This window comes from Curtobacterium sp. MCBA15_008 (assembly GCF_001865065.1).
Lineage (GTDB): Bacteria > Actinomycetota > Actinomycetes > Actinomycetales > Microbacteriaceae > Curtobacterium.
Genome location: NZ_MJGN01000011.1, coordinates 17,154 through 40,537 on the forward strand (window position 1 = coordinate 17,154; position 23,384 = coordinate 40,537).

Sequence of the window (23,384 nt, forward strand, 5' to 3'; positions counted from 1 at the left end):
GGAATACGTCCGGCGTTCCTGCAACAGTAGCCCTCCACCACGGTGCGGTCCGCTCAGGAATCCAGGATGCGTCCAGCGGCCGTGCGCGATGCCGCCACGATGCCCGCCAGACCCCGCCCCGACGTGGCCTCGCCGATGCCGACGACCCCCTCGGCCAGGCCGGCGGCGGTCGCGTCCGGACCGTTCCAGCGGACGCTGGCCGCGCCCACGACGACGCTCGGTGCGACGGGGACGCCGAGCAGGGTGGACGCGTCGCGGGTGGCGCGGGTCCCGGTGGCGTCCGCGGGGTCGACCGGGAGGCTCGTGGCGAGCTCCGCCCCGTCGCTCGCCACCGTCGTGTAGCTGAGTCGCAGGACGTGCCGGCCCGCGACCGCCTCGGCCAGCCACGGCCACTTCACGGTCGCGTGCGTGATCGCCTTCGCGGCGACGCCCTCGGCGTCGGGGTGCACGAGCATCCCGGTGCCCCGCGGTGCGGCGTCCAGCTCGGGCTGGTCGACCACGAGCGTGACGAGCTCGATCCCCGTGCGGGCGGCAGCGGTGCTGCGGGTCGGGTCGGGCGTCGAGGCGAGGACGTGGTCGGCGTGCAGGCGCTCGGGCTCGCCGTCGACGCCGACGACCTCGACCGCGTGCTCCTCGATCGCGGTCGCCCAGGTGTGCAGCCGGACGTCGACACGGTAGGTCTCCATGTCGGCCACGAGTTCGTCCACGAGCCGCACGGTGCCGCCGCGGATGCCCTGCACGGCGGACCCGGCAGTGGCCCGGGCACGGAGGGCGAGCACGGCCCGCGCCAGCGAACCGTCGCGGAGCAGGGCTGCGCGGAGCCCCGGCGCCACCCGGTCCGGGTCGAGGTGGTCGGGGTGCGTCGAGTGCACGCCCGCGACGATCGGCACGACCAGGTCGTCGAGGACCCGGTCCCCCATCCGCTTCCGGACGAGTGCACCGAGCGAGGTCGCCTTCGCGCCGACGAGCGAGGGCAGCAGCGAGTCCATCTGCGCCCGGAGCGCGGCCTGCTGCCCCACGACGGCGATCACGTCCGCCGCCATCGGGCTGCCGGGGATGCCGAGCAGGCCGGTCTGCGGGATCGGGTGGACCCCGCCGTTCCGGGTCATCAGCCAGGCGCCCCGCGGGTCCGGGGTGGTGATGTCGTTGCCCAGCCCGAGCTCGATCGCCAGGCGCCCCACGGCGTCGTTGCGGGTCGCGAACGAGTCGGCCGCCATGTCGAGGTCGAGCCCCGCGACGGTGTGCCGGCGGACCATCCCGCCGAGGACGCCGGAGCCCTCGACGAGCACGACGTGGGCGCCACCCTTCGCCAGGTCCCGCGCGGCGACGAGTCCGGCGACCCCGCCGCCGACCACGACGACGTCGGTCACGCTGCGACCTCGGGCGCACCGTCCGTCCCGTCGCCGAGCCCGTGCAGCAGCTCGACGATGCGGGTGAGGACCGCGGGGTCGGTCTCCGGCGGCACCCCGTGGCCGAGGTTCACGACGTGGGCACGGGCGGCTCCGCCGCGACGGACGACGTCGCGCACGTGGGACTCGAGCACGTCCCACGGGGCGGCGAGCATCGCCGGGTCGATGTTGCCCTGCACGGTGACGCCGGTGCCGACGCGGCGGACGGCCTCGTCCAGCGGCAGGCGCCAGTCCACGCCCACCGCGTCGACGCCGACCGTGTCGGTGCCGAAGGTGGTCATGTCGTGCAGCACCTCGCCGCTGCCGACGCCGAAGTGGATGCGCGGGACGTCGAGGTCGGCGACGTGTGCGAGGGCCGCGGCGGAGTGCGGGGCGACGGACTGCACGTAGTCGGCGCGGGAGAGCGACCCCACCCACGAGTCGAAGAGCTGCACGGCCGAGGCACCGGCCAGCACCTGGGCCCGGAGGAACGCCCCGGACACCTCGGCAGCCCAGCGGAGCAGGCGCGACCAGGTCTCCGGGTCGGCGTGCATCAGCGTGCGGGCGCGGATGTGGTCCTTCGAGGGGCCGCCCTCGACCAGGTACGCGGCGAGGGTGAACGGCGCCCCGGCGAACCCGATGAGCGGGGTGTCCCCGAGCTGCTCGACGGTCCGCGCGACGGCCTCGCTGATCGGGGCGAGCGCGGACGGGTCGAGCGTCGCGAGGGCGTCCACGTCGGCCGCCGAGCGGATCGGGGAGCCGAGCACCGGGCCGCGACCGGGGACGATCTCGACGTCGACGCCCGCGAGCTTGATCGGCACGACGATGTCGCTGAAGAAGATGCCGGCGTCGACCCCGTGCCGACGGACCGGCTGCAGCGTGATCTCCGACGCCATCGCCGGGTCGAGGCAGGCGTCGAGCATGGCCGTGCCCACCCGGAGTTCGCGGTACTCCGGCAGGGACCGTCCGGCCTGCCGCATGAACCAGACCGGCAGTGTCTCCGGTCGGTCGCCGCGCAGCGCCCGGACGAGCGGCGACCCCGACGTGCGCCCCGAGACGAGCGGGTGCGAGGCGGGCAGGGCGGTGGTCGGTGCGTCGGTCACGGGACGATTCTCCCATCGGCGAACAGGACGTATCCCGAGCACGCACGATGCGAACGTGAGTCGGAGCCGAGGCGAGTTACCATGGAAGACGTGCTCATCTGTCTCACGGCGTCGCACCGCAACGCCAGCTTCGACCTCCTGGAGCGACTGAGCATCGGCGCACCGACCGCCGCGAGCCGTCTCGTGACGGACTCCGACGTGTTGGACGGAGCCGTCGTCCTCGCCACGTGCAACCGCTTCGAGGCCTACCTCGACATCGCGGGCGACGACCGCGACTCCGCCGTCTCGGCCACCGTCGATGCCGTCGCCGCCGCCAGCGACCTCGACCCCGCCGAGGTCATCGACTCCGTGCAGGTGCTCGGCGGCGAGGACCTCGTGCAGCACCTCTTCGCCGTGTCGAGTGGCCTCGAGTCCGTCGTCGTCGGCGAGACCGAGATCTCCGGGCAGGTCCGCCGGTCCCTCGAGGACGCCCGCTCCAACGGCACCACCACCTCCGACCTCGAGCGCCTCTTCCAAGAGGCGGCGCACACCTCCCGCGGCGTGAAGACCCGCACCCGCATCGGCGCCGCCGGCCGCTCGCTCGTGCGCCTCGGCCTCGAGCTCGCGTCGTCCCGCATCACCGACTGGGGTCAGGCCCACGTGCTCCTCGTCGGTACCGGCAGCTACGCCGCCACGACGATCGCCGCCCTCCGCGACCGCGGCGCCGCGCACATCCAGGTCTTCTCCCCCTCGGGCCGCGCGCCCTGGTTCGCCGCCAAGCACGACCTCGTCGCCGCCCGTGACCTCCGCCAGGCGATCGCGACGAGCGACGTCGTCATCACCTGCACGTCGAGCGAGGTCCCCGTCGTCGGACCCGCCGACCTCGACGACGGCATCCGTCGCATCGTCATCGACCTCGGCCTCCCCCGGAACGTCGCGCCGGACGCCGCCGACGTCGACGGCGTCGAACTGCTCGACCTCGAGACCATCAGCATCCACGCGCCGGTCGCCGAGCTGAACGCCGAGTCCGAGGCCCGCGCGATGGTCGACGACGCGGTCTCCCGGTTCCGCGCCCAGGCGCTCGAGCAGTCCACCACGCCGGCACTCGTGGCCTTCCGCAAGCACGTCTTCGACATCCTCGACGACGAGATCGACCGCGCGAAGCGCCGAGGTGACGCCGACGGCGAGTCCGTCGAGCAGACCGAGCGTGCGCTCCGGCACCTGGTCGGCGTCCTGCTGCACCGACCGTCCGTCCGCGCTCGTGAGCTCGGCCGCGCGGGTCGCGGCGAGGAGTTCGTCGGCGCGCTCGACGCGGTCTTCGGGGTGCGTCCCGAGCCGGAGGCGGAGCTGCCTGCGCCCGTCGTGCCGCTCGCGGAGCGCACCGCGCCCGAACGGTCCGTCACGGACCGGGCCGACGAGGCGGACGCGAGCTGAGCCTCCCGGCCGTCCCACCCACCCTGCGCGTCAGTGCGCTGCTGCTGGTGCGCGACCGACGTGTCCTGATGGTCCGCGCGCGAGCGCGTGACGTCCTCTACTTGCCCGGCGGCAAGGCGGAACCGCACGAGACCGACGTCGAGGCTGCGATCCGCGAGGCGCGCGAGGAGACCGGTTTGCGGCTGACGGCCGACGACGTCGACGCGTTCGGCACGGTCACCGAGCCCGCCCACGGGCAGGCACCTGGAACGATGGTCGCGATGGCGCTGTTCCTGGTGCGGCCTGGAGGCACGCTGGACTCCGCCACGCCCGTCGCCTCGGCCGAGGTGGACGAGGTCGAGTGGGTCACCTCCGCGGACGCGGACCGGTGCCCGCCGGCGGGCGTGGAGACGCTCCGCCGCCTGGTGGCGGCGGAGCTCATCGACTAGCGATCAGGCCTGGTCGCGGTCCGTGTAGTGGCCGACCTCGCCGTCGGGGGTGGGTTCCACCTCGCCCGGGATGTCCGACTCGACGTACTCGCCCTCGCCGTCGCCGCCGTCCGGACGGACCTCTCCGGGGATGTCGCTCGAGACGAACTCACCCGCGGGCTCGTTCGTGCCCGCAGGGGTCTCGCCGGGGATCTCGCTGTCCGTGAAGGCTCCGGCGCGGGGCTCGACGCCGTCCGACCGGCCCTCGTCGCCGCGTGCCTGTTCGTGCTTGCCTGCCATGTCGACCTCCGTTGCTCGAGCGCTCGCGCGCGTGCACCGGAGTGTGCTCGTGACGGCTGGACGTCGGCCGAGTCGTGTACCCCGGGGCGGTGATTGCGTTGGATCATGCAACAACGCACGCGGATCTCCGTCCTCCTCGGCACCGGCATCGTCGCCGCGGCCCTGCTCGCCGGCTGTTCGTCGGGTGGGGACGGGACCCCGACCGCGACGGCCACCGAGACGGTCACGGCATCGCCCTCGTCCGAGCCGTCCTCCTCGGCGTCGAGCCCCGCTGCTTCGGCGTCGTCAGCCGCCAGCGCGCCCTCGGCCTCCGGCGGTGGAGGCAGCGCGTGCGCCGCGACGTCGCTCGCGGGCAGCATCGAGGCCGGCAGTGGCGGTGCCGCCGGGAGCACGTACGTCCACCTCGTCCTGCGGAACACCGGCTCGACGACCTGCACGCTGCAGGGCTGGCCGGGGGTCTCCTTCGTCGGGGACACCAACGGCACCCAGCTCGGCAACGCGGCGAAGCAGGACCGGGCCTCGGCCCACCCCACCGTGACGCTCGCCGCCGGGCAGCAGGCGGTCGCGCCGCTCCAGATCACGAACGCGCAGAACTACCCGGCCGGGCAGTGCGACCCGGTCTCCCCCGACGGGTTCCGCGTCTACCCGCCCGGGTCGAAGCAGTCGCTGTTCGTGGCCGCCACCGAGTACACGGCCTGCCGCTCGACGGACGTGACCGTGCTGACCGTGCAGGGGCTCGTGCCCGAGGGCCAGGCTGCCGATTGACGACGACCATCGCGGACGAGCGGCCAGGTCGGGACGAGCTGGTCGACCTCTACGACGCCGTCGGGTGGAGCGCGTACACGCGTGAACCGGACGCCCTCGTCGACGCCGTCGCCGGCTCGCACCTCGTCCTCACCGCGCGGACCGATGCCGGGTCGCTCGTCGGGCTGGTGCGGACCGTGTCCGACGGGGTCACGATCGCGTACGTGCAGGACCTGCTCGTCCGCCCGGCACACCAGCGCGGCGGGGTGGGCGGCGCGCTCCTGGACGCCGTGCTCGCGCGGTACGCGGGCGTCCGGCAGACCGTGCTGCTGACCGACGCCGAGCCGGGGCAGCGTGCGTTCTACGAGTCGCGCGGGTTCACCGAGGTGCACGACGTGGCTCCTGCGCCGCTGCGGTCGTTCGTCCTGCTGCGCTGAAGCGGCGCCGGCGGTGTCCGGTCAGGACTCGGGGTCGCCGGTGACAGTACGCTCGTCGCCGTGTCCCAGCCCACCACACCGGACCTCGTCGACGCCGCCGCACGCCTGCTCGGACGGCCGCTGACCCTGGTCCGCGAACTCACCGGTGGGCAGCACGCCCGGACGCTGCTCGCCACCGACGACGCCGAGCGCGTCGTGGTGCGGATGTTCCCATGCGGCGATGACTCGGTCGCCCGCGAGCTGGCGGTGCTCGCCCGACTGGGTCCCCTCGGTCGCCTGGCACCGGCCGAGCTGGCCCACGGCGACCTCGACGGACTCGGGGTCATCGTGACCGAGGCCGTCCCGGGCGCGGCACCAGCACCGACCCTGGACCCGGTCGTCATCGGCGAACAGCTCGGTGTCGCCCTCGCGGCGATCCACCGGCTGGACCCGACCGGGCTGCCGGACGAGGACCGCGAGCCGACGAACCGCGCCGGTCGCCTGGCTGCCGTCGCGCAGGAGGCGTGGCGCGAGGCCGACCTCGACCGCGTGCTCACCCACGGTGACTTCTGGAGCGGGAACACCGTCTGGGACGGCGACCGGCTCACCGGCGTCGTGGACTGGTCGGGCGCCCGCTCGGCACCGCGTGGTGTCGACCTCGCGTGGTGCCGGCAGGACCTCGTGCTCCTCGGGGCTCCCGAGGCCGCCGAGCGGTTCCTCGCGGCCTACGAGGGAGCATCCGGCCGCCGGGTCCGTGACGTGCACGCCTGGGACGTCGTCGCCGCGGCCCGTGCCGACACGTACGTGGAGACGTGGGCGCCGAACTACGCCGGGATCGGACGCCCGGAGATCGACGCGCGGCTGCTCCGCGAGCGCTTCGACGCGTGGGTCGACACCTTGATCGGTGGCCGGATCGCCCGGTGACGCAGCGCTGCCCGACTCAGCGTCGCGCGGGAGCGTGCACGGCCTCGAGCACCTCGGTGCCCATCGTCCGCAGCGCCTCGATGACCGCGAGCCGACGCTGCAGCGAGGCGTCGTCGAAGGTCACCGTCACCGCGTAGCTCACGGACGAGCCGGGCCCCCGGAGGATGCCCGCCTCGGCTCGCACGCCCGTGCTCGACCCCGTCACCGAGACGACCTGCAGCCCGTGGTCGAGCGCCCGGTGCGCCAGCGGGTCGAGCCCGAAGGCACCGGAGACGAGGCTCAGGTCACTCGCGAGCGACAGCCATCCGAGCACCCGGTTCGACACCGCCTCGTCGACGACCTCGCCGAGCGCGAGCCCGCGCATCAGCCAGCTGAGCTCGCCCGTCGGCGCGACCGACGTGTCCGGGGCGTCGTCCGGCCCACGGCGGTCGCGCACCCGGTCGATGAGGGCGGTGCGCTCGATCCCCAGCGACTCGGCACGCTCGCGGACGGCGTCGATCCCGACCGTCGACAGCAGCGCGTTGGTCGCCCAGGCGTCGGCGTTCGCCCCGACCAGCGTCGCGAGGTCGGGCACCTGCATGGTCGGCTCCTGCAGGAACTGCCACAGCCCGGCACCGGTCGCGGTGTCCCGGGCCATCCGCTGCAGCCGATCGCCGTGCAGGCCACCGTCCTCGAGGCGCGCGGCGACCTCGACGAGCAGCAGCACCCGTCCGAGGCTCGCCACGGGCTGGACGAGGGTGTCGTCGACGGCGAGCAGGGCCTTGCCGGTCGAGGTGTCGATGACGGAGGCACTGACGGACGCACCGTCCCTGGCCAGCGTGCCCAGCGCCTCCAGGGTGGCGGCGAAGTGGTCGTCCGCACCCCCGCGGTGGCGACCGTGCGGACGACCGTCGGCGCCGCCGGCGTGCTGTCGTCGACGCGACCGTCGAGCCGCTCCCGGCTCCGACGACGGAGCCGCGTCGGGCTCGGTCATCACCAGATCGCGACGCGCTCGGCCGGGTCGAGGTACATCGCGTCCCCCTCGGTCACGCCGAAGGTGTCGTAGAAGCCGTCGATGTTGCGGACCACCTGGTTGCAGCGGAACTCGTTCGGCGAGTGCGGGTCGATGCTGAGCAGGCGCGCGGCTTCCTCCGGACGGATCGCCATCCGCCATGCCTGTGCCCAGCTCAGGAAGAACCGCTCGGCACCGGTCAGGCCGTCGACCACCGGCGGCTCCTGGCCCTCGAGCGAGAGCAGGTACGCCTTCCAGGCGATCGAGAGGCCGCCGAGGTCGCCGATGTTCTCACCGATGGTGAGGGCACCGTTCACGTGGCCGTCCGGCACCTCCGTCGGCACGAGCGCGTCGTACTGGGCGATGAGGGCCTTGGTGCGCTCCTCGAACGCGGCACGGTCCGCCTCGGTCCACCAGTTCTGCAGCCGGCCGTCGCCGTCGTACTGCGAACCCTGGTCGTCGAAGCCGTGCCCGATCTCGTGCCCGATGACGGCGCCGATCGCCCCGTAGTTCGCGGCGGCGTCACGGCCGGCGTCGAAGAACGGGAACTGCAGGATGGCCGCGGGGAACACGATCTCGTTGAACCCGGGGTTGTAGTACGCGTTGATCGTCTGCGGGGTCATGAACCACTCGTCGCGGTCGATCGGCTTGCCGATCTTGCCGAGCTCGCGGTCGACCTGGAAGCTCGCGACGGCCCGGACGTTGCCGATGAGGTCGTCGGCGGACACCGGCAGCGCCGAGTAGTCGCGCCACTTCACCGGGTAGCCGATCTTCGGCGTGAACTTGTCGAGCTTGTCGAGCGCACGCGCACGGGTCTCGTCGGTCATCCAGTCGAGGGCGGTGATGCTCTGCCGGTACGCCTCGACGAGGTTGGCGACGAGGTCGTCCATCGTCGCCTTCGAGGTCTCGTCGAAGTGCTCCTGCACGTAGATGCGCCCGACGGCCTCGCCCATCGCACCCTCGACGAGGGAGACGCCGCGCTTCCAGCGCTCGCGCTGCTTGGGCGCACCGGTCAGTGCGGTGCCGTAGAACGAGAAGTTGGTGGCCGAGAACGTGCTCGTCAGGTAGGCCGCGGAGCCGCGGATGACCTGCCAGCGGAGCCAGTCCTTCCACATCTCGAGCGGTTCGCCGTGGAGCAGCTCGGACAGCCCGGTGATGAACGACGGCTCGCGCACGACGACCGTCTGGAAGGCGCCGGCGGGGGCGTCGATCGACTCCCACCAGTGCTGCAGGTGGACGTCCGCGGCGAGCGCCGCCACCTCGGCCCAGGACAGCTTGTTGTAGGTCTTCTGGCTGTCGCGGGTCGTGACGTTGTCCCAGTGCCGGGCGGCGAGCGCGGTCTCGAGGGCGATCACGTTGTCGGTGCGCTCCCCTCCGTCGGCGAACCCGGCGAGCGGGAACATCGCGGCGACGAACTCGCGGTACTTCGTCCGGATGTCGGCGAAGCGCTCCTCGCGGTAGTACGACTCGTCGGGCAGGCCGAGGCCGGACTGCTCGAGGAAGACGACGTAGGACTCCGGGTCGCCCGGGTCGTTGTCGACGAAGAGCTGCAGGAAGCTAGGCAGGCCGATGCGCTCGAAGCGTCCGACCATCCGGACGACCTCGTCGACGGACTCGATCGCGGTGATGTCGGCGAGCAGGGGCTCGATCGGCGCGGTGCCGAGGGCCTCGAGCCGTTCCTCGTCGGTGAACGAGGTGAAGAGGTCGCCGACCTTCCGTTCCTCGGTCCCCGGTGCCGCCAGCTGCGAGCGCTCGATGATGTCCCGCACGGCGAGCTCGGCGGCCTCGGCCAGCACCGTGAACGAGCCGTACCGCGCCTTGTCGTCGGGGATCGGTGTGGCGTCGATCCAGGAGCCGTTCACGTGGCGGTACAGGTCGTCCTGCGGGCGGACCTCGGCGTCCAGCTCGTCGGTGTGGATGCCGGAGGTGCGTGCGACGTCGGTCATGCGGTCCACGATAGCCACCGCCACCCTGATCGAGGGTGTCAGCGGCGGTGCGCTCCGCGGCGTCGGAGGAACCGGGCCACGCCGAGCCCGGTGAGCCCGAGCGCGAGGAGCGTGGCGCCGACGCCGAGCGGCAGGCTGGGGTCGTCGCCGGTGTACGCGAGCTGCTTCGTCGCCCCCACGCTGATCCGTCCGGCGGCGAGGTGCTGCGCGGCCGGGTGCGTGCCGACGGACACCCCCGCGTCCGGGACGTCGACGGGGTCGGGCGCGGGACGGACCGGCAGCTTCGGCAGCACCAGGCGGACGGCTCCCTGCTCGACGCCGTCGATCCGCTGCCGTGCGACCACGACGTCGGCGGGCAGGACCGCGCGCGGGACGACGAGCTCCCAACCGTGCGTGGTCGTGGTGGCGATCGGGTGGCCGTCCGCGCTCGTGACCGGATCACCGTGGTCGTCCTCGAGTGCGACCACACCGCCGGCCTCGCCGGTGCCGGAGAGCTTCACGGAGCCGTCCGGGAGGGTCTCGGCGTGCCCGGTGAGCGCGATCGGCACCGTCACCCGTGCCTGGGTCGTGCCGAGCGCGACGGACCCGTCGTACGTCGTGACGGTGATCTCGTGGAACCGCGCGGTGAGCGGGAACGGCACCTGCGCGTGCCAACGGGTGTCCGGACCGGCGGTGACCGTCAGCGGGTGTCCGTCGGTGTCCAGCACCGGGCCGTCCTGGTCGGAGAAGCGCAGGCTCGTGCCGGCGGGGGCACGGCCGGCGAGCGCCACGCGTTCGGTCTCGCGCGATGCCGCCGCTTCTGTGACGACCGGGGCACCGGAGATCGTGTAGACCTCGTCGACGCCGCCGTTCTGCGTGCCGTCGAAGTACTGGAAGGCCTCGACGTGGTGCTGCCCGAACGCGAGCGCGCGGAGCGAGGCGGACCACCGTCCGTCGGCGTCCGCGTCGGTCTCGCCGACGGTGGTGCCGTTGTCCTTGACGACGATGTGCGCCTTCGGGTGCCCGTCACCGTCGATGCGGATCGTGCGTCCGATGCCGTCGACGGTGGCCCGCATGCTCGGCGGCGTCAGCGTCAGGAGCTCCACCGGCAGGTCGATGACGGATCCGGAAACCTGCGACGTCACGCGGACGACCCGTTCACCCCGCCCCACGCGGATCGCGGCCGTCCACGAGCCGCCCGGACCGACCTCGGTCCACTTCGTCTCCACACCGTCACCGGCGATGCCGATGCTCCCGCCGACCGGGCCGGTGCCGCCCACGGTGACGATGCCCAGACCATGGTCGATCGAGCGGACACCGGCGGTGAAGTCCGCGGCCGGGATCGTCTTCCCCGACCCGGACGTCGGCGACGAGGACGGGGGTGCCGCCACGGCGACAGAGGCCGCGGCGAGCGGCGACAGTGCGACGGCGGCGACCGCGACGGTCGCCAGGGCGCGACGGCCCGATCGGACGGGGTTGGACGGCTCGCGCATGGGACTCCTCCGGTAGAACTCCACACACCGTATACCAGTGGCGGGAGCCGCGTCACCACGTGCCGTCACCCGCGCTGGTGTGCCGGTACGGTCGTCGCATGGGACTTCCGTGGAAGCTGCACGGGGACGGCAAGACCGTCTCGGCGACGACGATCGTGGCACCGGACGAACGGCTCACCTGGCCCCGGACGATCGGGCTCGGCGTGCAGCACGTGGTCGCGATGTTCGGCGCCACGTTCCTGGTGCCGCTGCTCACCGGGTTCCCGCCGTCGACGACCCTGCTGTTCAGCGGCATCGGCACGATCCTGTTCCTGCTCATCACGGGCAACCGGCTGCCGAGCTACCTCGGGTCGTCGTTCGCGTTCATCGCTCCGATCGGCGCGGCCACGAAGATCGGCGGCATCCCGCTCGCCCTGTCCGGCATCATCGTCGTCGGCGCACTGCTCGCGATCGTCGGACTCGTCGTGCACCTGGCCGGCGCCGGGTGGATCGACCGGCTGATGCCCCCGGTGGTCTCCGGCGCGATCGTGGCCCTGATCGGCTTCAACCTCGCGCCGGCCGCGCGGGACAACTTCACGAAGGCCCCCGTCGTCGCGGTGATCACCCTCGCGGCGATCATCCTCGTCACCGTCCTGTTCAAGGGGCTGATCGGTCGGCTGTCGATCGTCATCGGCGTGCTGATCGGGTACGTCGCGGCACTCATCGGCGGGCAGGTGGACTTCTCGAAGGTCGGCGAGGCGAAGTGGATCGGTCTGCCCGAGTTCACCGCCCCTGCCTTCGATCCGGGTCAGATCGCGATCTACCTGGCCTTCGTGCCGGTCGTGCTGGCGCTCGTCGCCGAGAACGTCGGCCACGTCAAGGGCGTCGGGCAGCTCACCGGTCGTGACCTCACGCCGCTCACCGGCCGGGCCCTCTTCGCCGACGGCGTCTCGACCGTGCTGGCCGGCGTCGGCGGCGGCTCCGCCACCACCACCTACGGCGAGAACATCGGCGTCATGGCCGCCACCCGCGTCTTCTCCACCGCCGCCTACTGGGTCGCCGCCATCGCAGCAGTCCTGCTCGGCCTGTCGCCGAAGATCGGTGCGGTCATCTCCTCGGTGCCGGCCGGCGTGCTCGGCGGCGCCACCACCGCGCTCTACGGCTTGATCGGTGTCATCGGCATCCGGATCTGGGTCGAGAACCGCGTCGACTTCTCGAAGCCGAAGAACCAGCTGACGGCCGGAATCGCCCTGATCATCGGCATCGCCGACTTCACGTTCCGCTTCGGCCAGGCGAGCTTCAGCGGCATCATCGTCGGCACCATCGCAGCGATCGTCGTCTTCCACGTGATGGACGTCATCGGCCGTGCCCGCGGCACCGAGGAGCCCTCGACCGAGATCGCCGACCCCGCACACGCCGCCACCGGCGCCGTCCCCGCGGAACCGCGCGCCGACTGACGCGACCGGTCGGGCGGAACGCGCGTCCGGCCTGACGACGTGGGACCACCGGACTGGAGGCCCGTGGCGGACACGGCCACGGGCCTCCAGTCCGTCACGGGGTCGCGCCCACCCCGCCCGGCGACGACGGGTCGGCATCGCCGACAGAATGGGTCGGTGCACCGACCGACGCGACCCGCTGTGAACGCTGAGCGGCGCGCGGTCGACCGCGACATCGTGCGGTTGGCGGTGCCCGCGCTCGGAGCGCTCGTGGTCGAGCCGCTGTTCCTGCTGACCGACACCGCGCTCGTCGGGCACCTCGGGGCGACGCCGCTGGCGGCCGTCGGGCTCGCGAGTGCCGTGCTGTCGACGGTGACCGGGCTGCTGGTGTTCCTGGCGTACTCGACGACCCCGGCCGTGGCGCGGGCGCTCGGTGGTGGCGACCGTCGCGGAGCCGTGCACGCGGGCATCGACGGGATGTGGCTCGCGCTCGTGCTGGGGGTGGTGCTGGCACTGGTCGGGTGGCCGCTCGCCGGACCGCTTGTCGACCTGTTCGGCGCCTCGGCCGAGGTGTCGGCCGCCGCGACGGTGTACCTGACCGTCTCGCTGATCGGGCTGCCCGGGATCCTGGTCGTGACCGCCTCGACCGGGCTGCTGCGTGGGCTGCAGGACACGAAGACCCCGCTCGTCGTCGCGACCATCGGGTTCGTCGCGAACGGGCTGCTCAACGCCGTCCTGATCTACGGTGCCGGCTGGGGCGTCGAGGGATCCGCCGCCGGCACCGTCATCGTGCAGTGGGCGATGGCCGTCGTCTACGTGCGCATCGCGGTGCGCGCAGCTCGGTCGTCGGGGGCGCCGCTGCGACCCGGCGCCTCGGGCGTCGCACGGGCCCTGCGGTCGGGGGCATGGCTGTTCCTGCGGACCGCGTCGCTGCGGATCGCGATGCTCGCGACCGTCGGGGCCGCTGCCGGGCTGGGGACCACCGGGCTGGCGACGACGCAGGTCGGGCTGACGGTGTTCTCGACGCTGGCGTTCGCGCTCGACGCCCTGGCGATCGCCGGGCAGGCGCTCGTCGGGCACGGACTCGGCGGACGTGACCCGGAGCGGGTGCGACTGGTGACGCGACGGCTCGTGCTGCTCGGGATCGCCGGCGGAGTCGTGCTCGGGGTGCTGACCCTGGCGGTGAGCGGGGTGCTCGGTCCGGTGTTCTCGGACTCGCGGGCGGTGCGGGACGCCCTGCCCGTCGTGCTGGTGCTCATCGCCGTCGGGATGCCCGTCGCCGGGTACGTCTTCGTGCTCGACGGGGTGCTGATCGGCGCCGGGGACGCGCGGTACCTGGCCATCGCCGGAGGCCTGAACCTCGTCGTCTACCTGCCGCTGCTCTGGTGGGCCGGTGGGACGCTCGCGGGGCTGTGGGCGGCGTTCGCCCTCGGGTACATCGGGGTCCGGGCGGCGACGCTCGGGGTGCGGGCGCACCGGCGCGGCTGGGTGGAACAGGCCCTGGCGCGGTGAGCGGGTCTGCTGCTTCTGCGGCGCCGTCATCCTCGGTGGCTTCGTCGGCCGTGCTCGCCACGGTCGGCATCGGCGTGCAGGGCGTCGCGAAGCTGCTCGTGACCGTCGTCGTCGGGCGGGTGTTCGGGACCGAGACCCTCGGGCAGACCACCGCGCTGCTGTCGCTCTCGGTGTTCGTCGCCCTGCTCTGGCCGAACGCCGCGGGCAACACCGCGTCACGGTTCCTGGCGATCGCACTGCGGGGTCGGCGGTCCGATGCCTCCGTGAACCGGCTGCTCGGGGTGTCCATGCTGGTCTCGAGCGTGGTGCTCGCGGCGGTCACCGTGCCGATCGCGCTGGCCTGGGGCAACGGCCCCGGGATGGTGCTCGGTGGTGCCGCGGTCATCGTCGGCTACGGCCTCTACTGCTACGCCCGCGGCGCGCAGCTCGGCTACGACCGGGCCCCGCGGGTCGCGCTCTGGGACTCCGTGACGAGCGTGCTGGCGCTCGGGTTGCTCGTGGTGGCGTGCGTCGCCCGCCTCGAGCCCTTCGTTCTGCTGCCCCTGGCCATCGGGTACACGGTGTTCGCGATCGCGTGCTGGCCGCGGGGCAACGGCTTCTCTCCGGCTTCGCACGAACCCGCTGCCGGGGTGCTCGGGTTCGCAGCGTGGAACGTGCTGGCCGTGGTGACCTCGAACGGGTTGCTGCAGCTGACGATGATCTCGGCGCAGGTGACGTCGTCGGCGCACGACGCCGGTGTCTACGCCGCCGCCTTCACCCTGGCGACGCCGGCATCGATGCTCGGGCAGGCGTTGGGGCAGGTGCTCGTACCGGCGTTCGCGCACCGGACCGATGGCGGATCGCTGCGCTCCCGCGGAGCGCTGCTGCTCGTCGTCGGGTTCGCTGCGGCATCCGCCGTCGTGTTCGGCCTGGTCGCCCTGCTCGCCGGGTGGTTCCTGCCGATCGTCTACCCCGCCGAGGGTGCCGCTGCCGTCGCGGACCTGCGGTACCTGATGGTCGCGGTGTGGGTGTTCACCGTCGGGCTCGTGCCGGCAGCGTTGCTGCTAGCCGCTGGACGCTCACGCCAGGTCGCCCTTGCCTCGGTCGCCGGGTTCGTCGTCGGCGCTGGGCTCATGGCGGTACTCGGACCCGTCGCGGGTGTCGTGGGCGGGACCACGGGCTTCTTGGTGGGGAGTGCGGTGAACCTGGTTGCGGTGGTGGGGCTCGGGGTGCGGCGGGGCTGATTCCTCTGCACATGGTGGGCGTCCGCGGGGGTACCCGGTCAGGCCTGGTCAGGAAACACGGGGCTCGACGGCCGGTGAACGCCTGACCGGTCAGGCCCTCACCCAGCGACGGATCAACACCTCGAGCTTCCGGGTGTCGATCGCTGGCGCCGCCGCTCGTCGTGCGCGGAGCTTCATCGCCAGCGAGAGCAGGATCCGAGACGCGTCACCTCGCGCACCCGTCGTTCCCTCATGGTGCAGACTCCATCCGCCGACCGCCTCCGCGCCGTGCGCGTCGAGAATGTGGAAGAGGTTCGAGAGGTCGATCGTGTCCCTCGTGGTCTGCGCCCACCGATCCGACCAGGCGTACGCCTTCAGCACCACGGCCGCCTCGACCGCCGGGACCGGCACCTCGCAGACCAGTTCGGTCTCGTCCTGCAGGGTCAGGTGCGCGTCGACCATGATCGGCTCGGCGAGTGCGAGGTGGAGCCCGGGCATCGCGTCGAAGCGCCGACCGCCGCGAGTCTCGTCGCCGAACCTGCCGGACAGCGTCGGGATCAGGAGTCGCGTGCTCGCGATCGTCGCCTCCGGGACGGCCGGCGGTCCCGCGTGGTCCGTCGCCCCGGGCGGCGCAATCACCACCTTCGACGCCGCGTGCCACCGGACCGGAACCGAGGGCACTCTCTCGGCGCCCGGCCTCGACGTCGACCAGTTCGGCACAACACCCTGCTCGGCACCGTACAGGCGCCGGCGCGGTCGACCGTGACGAGTTCGGGCGAATCGTCGCGCCGCGTCCGCCGAGAGCCACACCTCGGAGCGGGACCCCGGAACCGCTTCTCGATCCGTACGAGCGGTTCCGGGGTCCTGGGCTGTTCATCAGCCCAGGACGTGCTACCGACGCGCGACACTGGCGATCCCTTCGGTGATGGTCGCTCCGGGGTGCTCTTCGCGGTAGCGCCGAACCTCCGCGGGGTCCACATCGCCGACCCCTCCGGTCGACGCGTTCCCGATGATCCTGGTGCCGAACGCGGCGGAGCAGAGCGTCGCCAGGGCGATGATGCCGGCGAAGACCGGCCCGAACAGGCCGAAGGCGATGATGGCTGCCGCCAGCCCGCAGATCGTCACGATCGCGGGGCGGTACGGCTTCACGAGAAGCACTTCTGCTGGACTGCGGTGCTACCGAGCGTCTCCACGCCGACTGCGATCGCAGTCCTCGCCGGCGGACGAGCGGTGAACGGCGCCATTGTGATCTCCTTCGGTCCCCGGCACCACTCGCCGGATGACCAACATCCTGACGTTGACCGCTGCAATACACAATACCGATGACTGTACGCCTGCAACCCTGCGCGCTCGGATCGATGACCGGCAGGCCCGGGCGTCAGCGGAGCTCGGTTTCCCGCACCGGCCCCGTCGTGTCCCCGATCCGCAGCTCGGACCGGAACGCCGCAGGCACCGGCTCGTCCCCCTCGAGCATTGCGAGCGCGGCACGAGCGGCAGCGCGGCCCTTCTGCTCGAACGGCTGCACCAGCGTCGTGAGCTGCCGGATCGGCGTCCGGTGGAGCAGGCTGTCGTCCACCGTGATGCCGTCGAACCCGACGACGCTCACGTCCTCGGGTACCCGCAGCCCGGCGACGAGCGCGGCCGAGATCACCCCGACGGCGATCAGGTCGCTCTGGGCGATGACGGCGGTGGGGCGCGGGCCGTCCGGTGCGAAGAGCTCCGTGCCGGCGAGACGACCCTCTTCCACCGAACTCCCTGCGGTCTCGATCGCGACGGCTTCCGGGTAGACGCCGCGCACGCCACGAAGGCGTTCGAGCGTGGTGTGGGCGACACCGGCGGCTTCGCGTTCGGCGTCGACCGGGCCCCGACGCCGCGCGGCATCGAACGGGAGCGCGACGATGGTCACCGCGGTGTGCCCGAGGTCGCGCAGGTAGGCGGCGGCTCGGCGCGAGGCCTCGCGGTTGTCGAGGTGGATCGGCACGGCGCCCTCGATCTCGTCCGCCTCGATCGCGACGACCGGGATCTGCCGACGTCGGAGGACAGCGACGGCGGGGTCGATCCGGACGTTGCACCCGACGAGCACGACGGCGTCCATCGGGGCGTCGACGATGGGACCGGCGCCGTGCTCGTCGTCGAGCGGACTGCGGACGAGCAGCAGCGAGACACCGGCGGCTCCGGCGACCTCGGCGATGCCGTCGAGGGTGAGGACGTTGACCGGGTCGCGGAACGCGTCGCTGAGACGCTCGTCCATCACCACACCGATGACGCCGGAGCGACCGCGGCGCAGGGAACGAGCACGGGGATCGGGGCCGCCGTACCCGAGCTCGGCGGCGGCGGCGAGGACACGGGCCTTGGCGTCCTCGGACACCGGGCCGAGACCGCTGAAGGCGAGCGAGGCCGTCGACGGCGCGACACCGGCAGCACGGGCGACCGCGGCCAGGGTCGGGCGCGGCGGACGTGCGACGCCGCCGCGGGAAGGCGACGCGCCGGGTGCTGTTGCCGGTTCGTCCATCGCCCGTTAGCGTAACCGGAACGAACGGTCGAATCGATTCGACCACCGAACGACACGCACAGCACGATGGGATCAGCATGACGACGACGTCCGCCCGCACCACCCCGACGACACGGGCCTGGATCATCGCGGTGTTCGTCGTGTTCACGCTGTCCGGGCTCGACATCGCGACGTGGCTCGGCCGGATCCCGAGCGTCCGCGACGCCCTCGGCGCGAGCACCTTCGAGATGGGCCTGCTCGTGCTCGGCATGGCGGTCGGCTCCATCGGCGGTCTGACCTTCGCCGGGCACATCGTCGCGAAGCTCGGAGCCCGTCGGGGTGTGCAGGTCGCCGCGGCGTGCCTGGCGGTCGGCATGGTGTTCGCCGGCATCGCGGTGACGCTCGGCTGGGGCTTCGCCGCGATCTGGATCGCCCTCATCGCGTTCGGGTTCGGCAACGGCCTGTGCGACGTGTCGATGAACGTCTCCGGCGCTGCGGCGGAGAAGGCCGGCGGGCGCACGATCATGCCCTTGTTCCACGCCGCGTTCAGCCTCGGCACGCTCGCCGGGGCCGGCCTCGGAGCCCTGGCGGAGGCCCTCGAGATCCCCGTGGCGTGGCACTTCATCGTCCTCGTGGTCGTCACCAGCGCCGTCATGCTCGTCGCGGTCCGAGCGTTCCAGGACGAGCACCGCTTCGCCGACGCCGAGCACACCGCCACGGACACCAGTCCGGTGCCGACGCAGGTCACCCGCTGGCAGGTGTGGGCGCAGCCGTCCACGATCCTCATCGGCGTGATCGTGCTCGGCATGGCGCTGGCCGAGGGCTCTGCGAACGACTGGCTGCCGCTCGCGATGATCGACGGCCACGGGCTCGACAACGCCGCGGGCGCCGCCGTGCTCACCGTCTTCCTGGCGGCGATGACCGTCGGTCGCGTCGCCGGCAGCCCGCTCATCGACAAGTTCGGCCGGGTCCCGATCCTGCGGATCAGCGCCGCCGTCGCGGTGGTCGGCCTCGGCATGCTCATCTTCATCGACAACGTGCCGCTCGCGATCGTGGGCGTCGTGCTCTGGGGCCTCGGCGCCAGCCTCGGGTTCCCGATGGGGATGTCTGCCGCGGCCGACGACCCGCGCACCGCCGCGCTCAAGGTCAGCGCGGTCGCGACGATCGGCTACGTGGCGTTCCTCGCCGGCCCGCCCATCATCGGGTTCCTCGGGGAGCAGATCGGGCTCCTCGGTGCGCTGCTCGTCGTGTTCGTCTTCATCATCGCGGCCGGACTGGCGTCCGGAGCCGCACGTGAGACCGGCGCCGCCGCCAGGCCGACCCGACGGGGACGCGACGCCGACGACGGGGGCGAGCCGCGCCTCCAGGCCGACCGCACCGCCGACCGAAGGTAGGCTTCCCGGCGTGCGTCTCGTCATCGCCCGCTGCTCCGTCGACTACGCCGGTCGGCTGTCGGCCCATCTGCCGCTCGCCACCCGTCTCCTCATGCTGAAGGCCGACGGTTCGCTGCTCGTGCACTCCGACGGCGGCAGCTACAAGCCGCTCAACTGGATGAGCCCGCCGTGCTCGATCGAGATCACCGAGCCGGATGACGAGCAGTCGAGCGCCGGCATCACGCAGGTGTGGACGGTCACGCAGAAGAAGACGCAGGACAAGCTCATCGTGTCCCTGTACGAGGTGGTGTCCGACGAGACCCACGATCTCGGCGTCGACCCGGGCCTGGTGAAGGACGGGGTCGAGGCGCACCTGCAGCAGCTCCTGGCCGAGCAGATCGAGCTGCTCGGCGACGGCCACACCCTGGTCCGCCGCGAGTACATGACGGCCATCGGTCCGGTCGACATCCTGGCGCGCGACGACGCCGGGGCGAGCGTCGCGGTCGAGATGAAGCGCAACGCCAACATCGACGCGGTCGAGCAGCTCACCCGGTACCTCGAGCTGATGAACCGCGACCCCCTGCTCCGTCCGGTGCAGGGCGTGCTGGCCGCGCAGACGGTCGCGCCGCAGGCGCGCACCCTCGCCGAGGACCGCGGCATCCGCGTCCTGGTGCTCGACTACGACGCGATGCGCGGCATCGAGGGCGGACACACCCGCCTGTTCTGAGGGTGGGCCTGGAGGCGCGGGTCGACTCCGCCACGTCGGCTCGGCACCGCGCAGATAGGGTGGGGAGGACATGACCAGCCCGTTCAGCGCCATCCTCTTCGACCTCGACGGCACCATCAGCGATTCCGCTCCGGGCATCCTCGAGAGCCTCACGTACACGTTCCGCAAGGTCGGCGTGCCGGTGCCCGACCACGACACCCTGATGTCGTTCGTCGGTCCGCCGATCATGGACACGTTCAAGACCGCCATGGGCATGGACGAGCAGCAGGCCGAGCACACTCTCGCCGTCTACCGCGAGCACTACTTCTCGCACGGCGCGCTCGACTCCGAGATGTTCCCGGGGATCGACGTCGTGCTGCGGACGCTGCACCAGGCCGGTCTGCCGATCTCCACCGCGACGAGCAAGCCCGAGACCCCGGCGACCTACATCCTCGAGCACTACGGGCTCACCGGCGACATCGACATCATCACCGGGGCGAGCGACGACGAGGTCCGGAGCTCGAAGGCCGACGTCGTCGAGGAGGCCCTGAAGCGCCTCGACGCCCGCGGCTTCGACATCTCGCGTCCGGTCCTCGTCGGGGACCGGCTGCACGACGTCGAGGGCGCCACGGTGCACGGCGTGCCGGTCGTCTTCGCCGAGTGGGGCTACGGCTCCCCGGCCGAGGCAGCGGGCACGATCGCCACCGCGGCGACACCGCTCGACCTGCTGCCGATCCTGCTGCCGTGACCCGCACCGTCTCGACGGGCCTGCGCGGTGCCGCGTGGTTCCTGCCCGCGGCCATCGTCCTCATCGCGCTGAACTTCCGCGGGCCGATCGTCGCGACGGCTCCGGTGATCGGCGACGTCCGGGCCGACCTCGGTCTGACCGCCACGATCGCCGGCCTGCTGACGACCATCCCCGTGCTGTGCTTCGCCCTCGCGACGCCGTTCGCCAGCTGGGTGATCGCGAAGGCCGACCCCGAACGCGCCGTCTCCCTGTCGCTCGTCATCGTGCTCGTCGGTACGGTCGTCCGGTCGATGCCCTCGGCCGCCGCGCTGCTGATCGGCACCGCGGTCATCGGCATCGGCATCACGATCGGCAACGTGGTGATCCCGGTGGTGATCCGCCGGGATACCTCGCCCGAGCGCGTCGGCCTGGTCACCGGCGTCTACACGTCGGCGCTCAACGTCGGATCGATGATCACCTCGCTCGGCACCGCACCGATCGCCGCAGCGTGGGGCTGGCCGGTCGCGATCGCGGTCTGGGCGGTGTTCGCCGTCATCGCCGGCGTCGCGTGGACGTCCGCGGTCGGAGCACGGGCCGCCTGGATGCGCCCGAGCCGCGCCGCCGCCGAGGAACCGCTCCCCGTGACCGGGCCGATCGACCAGGTGCTCGACACCGGAGCGATCCGGACCGTCCGTGCCGCGCAGGTCGCTTCGGAGCCCGTTCGTCCCGCACGCCGCCTCATCACCTGGGGCCTCACGCTGGCGTTCGGCGGGCAGGCCTTCTCGTACTACGCGCTCACCGCGTGGATCCCGACGCTCCTGCACGACGAGATCGGCTTCTCGAAGGCGTCGTCCGGCGCGAGCTCGTCGGTGTTCCAGATCCTCGCCGTCGTCGGGGCGCTCGGCGTGCCGATCCTGGCCGCGAAGTGGCGACCGCGCGCGATCATCGCCCTCGTTGCGTTCCTCTGGCTCGCGATGCCGCTCGGCCTGCTCTTCGCCCCGCAGCTCTGGCTCCTGTGGTCGGTGCTCGGCGGAGCAGCCCAGGGCGGCGGCATCACGGTGATCTTCATCGTGATCGTCCGGATCGTCTCGAGCGACGCGGACGCACGGCGGATGTCGGCGTTCGTGCAGGGCGGCGGCTACCTGCTCGGCTCGGCGGGGCCGCTCGTCGCCGGGTCGCTGCACGGGGCGACCGGCGACTGGACGGCGCCGCTGCTCGTCGTCCTCGGCGCGGTGCTGGTCCTCGGCGTCGTCGGCACGTTCGCCGCGCGACGCGTGTCGTAGCGAAGGTCGCTCGTCAGCCCTGCTCGAGCACCTCGCGCAGGGACAGCGGCCGACGCCCGGTCACCCGCTCGACGTCGCCGGAGACCCGCGCGAGCGCACCTTCGGCGATCGCCGTGTAGGTGCTCACCCAGGCGTCCGCCTGCCACGGTTCGGGGTTCCACTGCGCGCGCGACGCGTACGCCTCGTCGAGGGTCTCCGGGTGGTAGGTGACCGTCCGGCCGCGCACCTCGGAGACGATCGCCGCCGCCTGCTCGAGGGTGATCGCCGCGGGGCCGGTCAGCTCGTACGTCCGGTCGAGGTGGGCTGCCGGGTTCCGGAGCACCTCGGTCGCGACGCGCGCGACGTCGGCACGCGCGACCGCCGCCATCGCCCCGTCGCCCGCCGGTCCGCGGATGACCCCGTCCTCGCCGACCAGGTCCTCGACGAAGTCCAGGTAGAAGGCGTCCCGCAGGAACGTGTGCGCCATCGAGGTGGCGCGGATCGCCTCCTCCGTCGCCCAGTGGTCGCGGCCGAGCGTGAAGGTCGCGTCGGCCGCGGCGCCCGTGAAGGACGTGTAGACGACGTGCTGCACGCCGGCCGTCGCCGCCGCGCCCACGAAGGTGCGGTGCTGCGCGAGACGGTCCTCGGCCTCGGCGCCGGAGACCATCAGCAGCACGTCGACGCCCTCGAGTGCCGCCCGGCTCGCCTCGGCGTCGGCGAAGGTCGCCACCGCGACCTCCGTCCCGGGGAGCTCCGGAGCGCGCGACGCGTCCCGCACGATCATGCGGAAGGGCACGCCGTCCGCGGCGAGCGCGCGTGCGACGGCCCCGCCGATGTTGCCGGTCGCGCCGGTGAGTGCGATGGTCATGGTCGCTCCTGATCTGTCGGGTCCACCGGACGTGTGGTCACGTCCGGACCGTCCTGGAGGCACGGATCACCGTACGCGCGACCCTCGCCGCGTTCACGCCGTCGACCTCCACCGCCCAGCGGCGGGCCGCCTCGTGGTCGCGTCCGTGCCGCATGTGCCGGCCGACGAGCCGGTCGACCCGGATCGTGTCGTCGACGGCGCAGAACCACGTCTCGGTGAAGAGATCCGGGAGCGCCGACCACGGGGCCGTGTCGTCGAGCAGGTAGTTGCCCTCCGACACCACCAACCGGGCCGTCGGGGGGACGGGGATGCTGCCGGCGACGGGCTCGTCGACGCGACGGTCGAAGTCGGGCGCCCAGACGACCGGCCCGTCGGGTGCTCCGTCGACCGGCCCGTCGGGTGCTCCGTCGACGAGCCGGCGGACCAGGGCGACGTAGCCGTCGGCGTCGAAGGTGTCGATCGCGCCCTTGCGGTCGTGGCGGCCGAGCGCGTCGAGGGCGGCGTTCGACAGGTGGAAGCCGTCCATCGGCACCTGCACCGCCGTCCCGGCGCCGAGGGCGTCGTCCACCGCGACCACGATCCGTCGGGCGAGGGTGGACTTGCCGGCGCCCGGTGCTCCGACGATGCCGAGCACGACGCGACGGCCGCTGCCGGCGAGTTCGACCGCGCGAGCGACCGCTTCGTCGACGGACATCTCGGGCGCGGTCACGCCTTCATCCTGGCA

23 protein-coding genes are annotated in these 23,384 nt (G+C 72.6%); 12 read left to right on the forward strand and 11 right to left on the reverse strand.

Features of this window, described 5'->3' with window-relative positions; all coding sequences use genetic code 11:
• Window positions 1–53: 53 nt before the first annotated feature.
• Together BIU96_RS05300 and hemE are read right to left on the reverse strand one after the other, a co-directional pair.
• The gene (locus BIU96_RS05300; protein ID WP_254785977.1) at window positions 54–1,370 is read right to left on the reverse strand and encodes an NAD(P)/FAD-dependent oxidoreductase; all 1,317 of its coding nucleotides are present in this window, start codon (window positions 1,368–1,370) and stop codon (window positions 54–56) included.
• A complete protein-coding gene (gene hemE, locus BIU96_RS05305) occupies window positions 1,367–2,491 on the reverse strand; it encodes a uroporphyrinogen decarboxylase (protein ID WP_071291576.1) in 1,125 nt (374 codons plus the stop codon). Before hemE ends, BIU96_RS05300 begins: the two co-directional genes overlap by 4 nt.
• Window positions 2,492–2,572: 81 nt before the next feature.
• Between hemE and BIU96_RS05310 the strand changes: the two genes are divergently transcribed.
• Together BIU96_RS05310 and BIU96_RS05315 are read left to right on the forward strand one after the other, a co-directional pair.
• The gene (locus tag BIU96_RS05310; RefSeq protein WP_368072966.1) at window positions 2,573–3,904 is read left to right on the forward strand and encodes a glutamyl-tRNA reductase; all 1,332 of its coding nucleotides are present in this window, start codon (window positions 2,573–2,575) and stop codon (window positions 3,902–3,904) included.
• 23 nt (window positions 3,905–3,927) lie between these two features.
• The gene (locus BIU96_RS05315; RefSeq protein WP_302847720.1) at window positions 3,928–4,332 is read left to right on the forward strand and encodes an NUDIX domain-containing protein; all 405 of its coding nucleotides are present in this window, start codon (window positions 3,928–3,930) and stop codon (window positions 4,330–4,332) included.
• A 3-nt stretch (window positions 4,333–4,335) separates the two neighbouring features.
• Here the strand turns inward: BIU96_RS05315 and BIU96_RS05320 are convergent, their stop codons facing one another.
• Window positions 4,336–4,611 (reverse strand): hypothetical protein, encoded by a 276-nt coding sequence (locus BIU96_RS05320; RefSeq protein WP_071291578.1) that lies wholly within the window; start codon window positions 4,609–4,611, stop codon window positions 4,336–4,338.
• A 105-nt stretch (window positions 4,612–4,716) separates the two neighbouring features.
• Between BIU96_RS05320 and BIU96_RS05325 the strand changes: the two genes are divergently transcribed.
• Genes BIU96_RS05325 through BIU96_RS05335 form a run of 3 tightly spaced genes read left to right on the forward strand, consistent with a single transcriptional unit; the run spans window position 4,717 to window position 6,695 of the window.
• Window positions 4,717–5,376 (forward strand): DUF4232 domain-containing protein, encoded by a 660-nt coding sequence (locus BIU96_RS05325; RefSeq protein ID WP_071291579.1) that lies wholly within the window; start codon window positions 4,717–4,719, stop codon window positions 5,374–5,376.
• A complete protein-coding gene (locus BIU96_RS05330) occupies window positions 5,373–5,792 on the forward strand; it encodes a GNAT family N-acetyltransferase (RefSeq protein ID WP_071291580.1) in 420 nt (139 codons plus the stop codon). The genes BIU96_RS05325 and BIU96_RS05330 overlap by 4 nt, the downstream gene beginning before the upstream one ends.
• A gap of 60 nt (window positions 5,793–5,852) precedes the next feature.
• On the forward strand, window positions 5,853–6,695 hold the full coding sequence (locus tag BIU96_RS05335) for an aminoglycoside phosphotransferase family protein (RefSeq protein WP_254785979.1): 843 nt from the start codon (window positions 5,853–5,855) through the stop codon (window positions 6,693–6,695).
• Window positions 6,696–6,711: 16 nt separating this feature from the next.
• Here BIU96_RS05335 and BIU96_RS05340 read toward each other — a convergent pair whose 3' ends face one another.
• From BIU96_RS05340 to BIU96_RS05350, 3 genes are read right to left on the reverse strand one after another with little or no spacing between them, the layout of a single operon-like run.
• A complete protein-coding gene (locus tag BIU96_RS05340) occupies window positions 6,712–7,668 on the reverse strand; it encodes a serine hydrolase (protein ID WP_071291581.1) in 957 nt (318 codons plus the stop codon).
• Window positions 7,668–9,632: a M13 family metallopeptidase gene (locus BIU96_RS05345; protein ID WP_071291685.1), complete on the reverse strand. Its 1,965-nt coding sequence runs from the start codon at window positions 9,630–9,632 to the stop codon at window positions 7,668–7,670. Before BIU96_RS05345 ends, BIU96_RS05340 begins: the two co-directional genes overlap by 1 nt.
• 38 nt (window positions 9,633–9,670) lie before the next feature.
• Complete coding sequence (locus BIU96_RS05350) at window positions 9,671–11,104, reverse strand: hypothetical protein (RefSeq protein ID WP_071291582.1); 1,434 nt, start codon at window positions 11,102–11,104, stop codon at window positions 9,671–9,673.
• A gap of 98 nt (window positions 11,105–11,202) precedes the next feature.
• Between BIU96_RS05350 and BIU96_RS05355 the strand changes: the two genes are divergently transcribed.
• The 3 genes from BIU96_RS05355 to BIU96_RS05365 all read left to right on the forward strand — a co-directional run bounded on the left by BIU96_RS05355 (window position 11,203) and on the right by BIU96_RS05365 (window position 15,254).
• On the forward strand, window positions 11,203–12,540 hold the full coding sequence (locus tag BIU96_RS05355) for a uracil-xanthine permease family protein (RefSeq protein ID WP_071291583.1): 1,338 nt from the start codon (window positions 11,203–11,205) through the stop codon (window positions 12,538–12,540).
• A gap of 180 nt (window positions 12,541–12,720) precedes the next feature.
• Window positions 12,721–14,031: an MATE family efflux transporter gene (locus BIU96_RS05360; protein WP_071291584.1), complete on the forward strand. Its 1,311-nt coding sequence runs from the start codon at window positions 12,721–12,723 to the stop codon at window positions 14,029–14,031.
• 50 nt (window positions 14,032–14,081) lie between these two features.
• Window positions 14,082–15,254: a lipopolysaccharide biosynthesis protein gene (locus BIU96_RS05365; RefSeq protein WP_071291585.1), complete on the forward strand. Its 1,173-nt coding sequence runs from the start codon at window positions 14,082–14,084 to the stop codon at window positions 15,252–15,254.
• A 90-nt stretch (window positions 15,255–15,344) separates the two neighbouring features.
• On the opposite strand, the gene BIU96_RS05370 is transcribed toward BIU96_RS05365, so the two are convergent.
• The 3 genes from BIU96_RS05370 to BIU96_RS05380 all read right to left on the reverse strand — a co-directional run bounded on the left by BIU96_RS05370 (window position 15,345) and on the right by BIU96_RS05380 (window position 17,745).
• Entirely contained in the window at window positions 15,345–15,875 is a 531-nt protein-coding gene (locus BIU96_RS05370; protein ID WP_139199831.1) for a hypothetical protein, read from the reverse strand.
• 249 nt (window positions 15,876–16,124) lie between these two features.
• Entirely contained in the window at window positions 16,125–16,382 is a 258-nt protein-coding gene (locus BIU96_RS05375; protein ID WP_139199833.1) for a hypothetical protein, read from the reverse strand.
• A 229-nt stretch (window positions 16,383–16,611) separates the two neighbouring features.
• Window positions 16,612–17,745, reverse strand: coding sequence for a substrate-binding domain-containing protein (locus BIU96_RS05380; protein WP_071291588.1), 1,134 nt, complete (start codon window positions 17,743–17,745; stop codon window positions 16,612–16,614).
• Between the two features lie 77 nt (window positions 17,746–17,822).
• Here BIU96_RS05380 and BIU96_RS05385 point away from each other — a divergent pair, with 77 nt between their 5' ends.
• The 4 genes from BIU96_RS05385 (at window position 17,823) to BIU96_RS05400 (ending at window position 21,813) form a co-directional block, all read left to right on the forward strand.
• Complete coding sequence (locus BIU96_RS05385; RefSeq protein ID WP_071291589.1) at window positions 17,823–19,118, forward strand: MFS transporter; 1,296 nt, start codon at window positions 17,823–17,825, stop codon at window positions 19,116–19,118.
• Between the two features lie 10 nt (window positions 19,119–19,128).
• Window positions 19,129–19,824 (forward strand): endonuclease NucS, encoded by a 696-nt coding sequence (nucS, locus tag BIU96_RS05390; protein ID WP_071291590.1) that lies wholly within the window; start codon window positions 19,129–19,131, stop codon window positions 19,822–19,824.
• 70 nt (window positions 19,825–19,894) lie between these two features.
• Complete coding sequence (locus BIU96_RS05395; protein WP_071291591.1) at window positions 19,895–20,551, forward strand: HAD hydrolase-like protein; 657 nt, start codon at window positions 19,895–19,897, stop codon at window positions 20,549–20,551.
• A complete protein-coding gene (locus tag BIU96_RS05400) occupies window positions 20,548–21,813 on the forward strand; it encodes a CynX/NimT family MFS transporter (RefSeq protein ID WP_071291592.1) in 1,266 nt (421 codons plus the stop codon). The genes BIU96_RS05395 and BIU96_RS05400 overlap by 4 nt, the downstream gene beginning before the upstream one ends.
• A 13-nt stretch (window positions 21,814–21,826) precedes the next feature.
• Here BIU96_RS05400 and BIU96_RS05405 read toward each other — a convergent pair whose 3' ends face one another.
• Complete coding sequence (locus tag BIU96_RS05405) at window positions 21,827–22,660, reverse strand: SDR family oxidoreductase (protein ID WP_071291593.1); 834 nt, start codon at window positions 22,658–22,660, stop codon at window positions 21,827–21,829.
• A gap of 37 nt (window positions 22,661–22,697) precedes the next feature.
• The gene (locus tag BIU96_RS05410) at window positions 22,698–23,369 is read right to left on the reverse strand and encodes a nucleoside/nucleotide kinase family protein (RefSeq protein WP_254785981.1); all 672 of its coding nucleotides are present in this window, start codon (window positions 23,367–23,369) and stop codon (window positions 22,698–22,700) included.
• Window positions 23,370–23,384: the final 15 nt, after the last annotated feature.

Bases quoted from the DNA above. Each gene is read 5' to 3' on its own strand.
- BIU96_RS05310 (WP_368072966.1), top strand. From the start codon at position 2,573: ATGGAAGACGTGCTCATCTGTCTCACGGCGTCGCACCGCAACGCCAGC.
- BIU96_RS05320 (WP_071291578.1), bottom strand. From the start codon at position 4,611: ATGGCAGGCAAGCACGAACAGGCACGCGGCGACGAGGGCCGGTCGGAC.
- BIU96_RS05325 (WP_071291579.1), top strand. From the start codon at position 4,717: ATGCAACAACGCACGCGGATCTCCGTCCTCCTCGGCACCGGCATCGTC.
- BIU96_RS05340 (WP_071291581.1), bottom strand. From the start codon at position 7,668: ATGACCGAGCCCGACGCGGCTCCGTCGTCGGAGCCGGGAGCGGCTCGA.
- BIU96_RS05345 (WP_071291685.1), bottom strand. From the start codon at position 9,632: ATGACCGACGTCGCACGCACCTCCGGCATCCACACCGACGAGCTGGAC.
- BIU96_RS05350 (WP_071291582.1), bottom strand. From the start codon at position 11,104: ATGCGCGAGCCGTCCAACCCCGTCCGATCGGGCCGTCGCGCCCTGGCG.
- BIU96_RS05355 (WP_071291583.1), top strand. From the start codon at position 11,203: ATGGGACTTCCGTGGAAGCTGCACGGGGACGGCAAGACCGTCTCGGCG.
- BIU96_RS05380 (WP_071291588.1), bottom strand. From the start codon at position 17,745: ATGGACGAACCGGCAACAGCACCCGGCGCGTCGCCTTCCCGCGGCGGC.
- BIU96_RS05385 (WP_071291589.1), top strand. From the start codon at position 17,823: ATGACGACGACGTCCGCCCGCACCACCCCGACGACACGGGCCTGGATC.
- BIU96_RS05395 (WP_071291591.1), top strand. From the start codon at position 19,895: ATGACCAGCCCGTTCAGCGCCATCCTCTTCGACCTCGACGGCACCATC.
- BIU96_RS05405 (WP_071291593.1), bottom strand. From the start codon at position 22,660: ATGACCATCGCACTCACCGGCGCGACCGGCAACATCGGCGGGGCCGTC.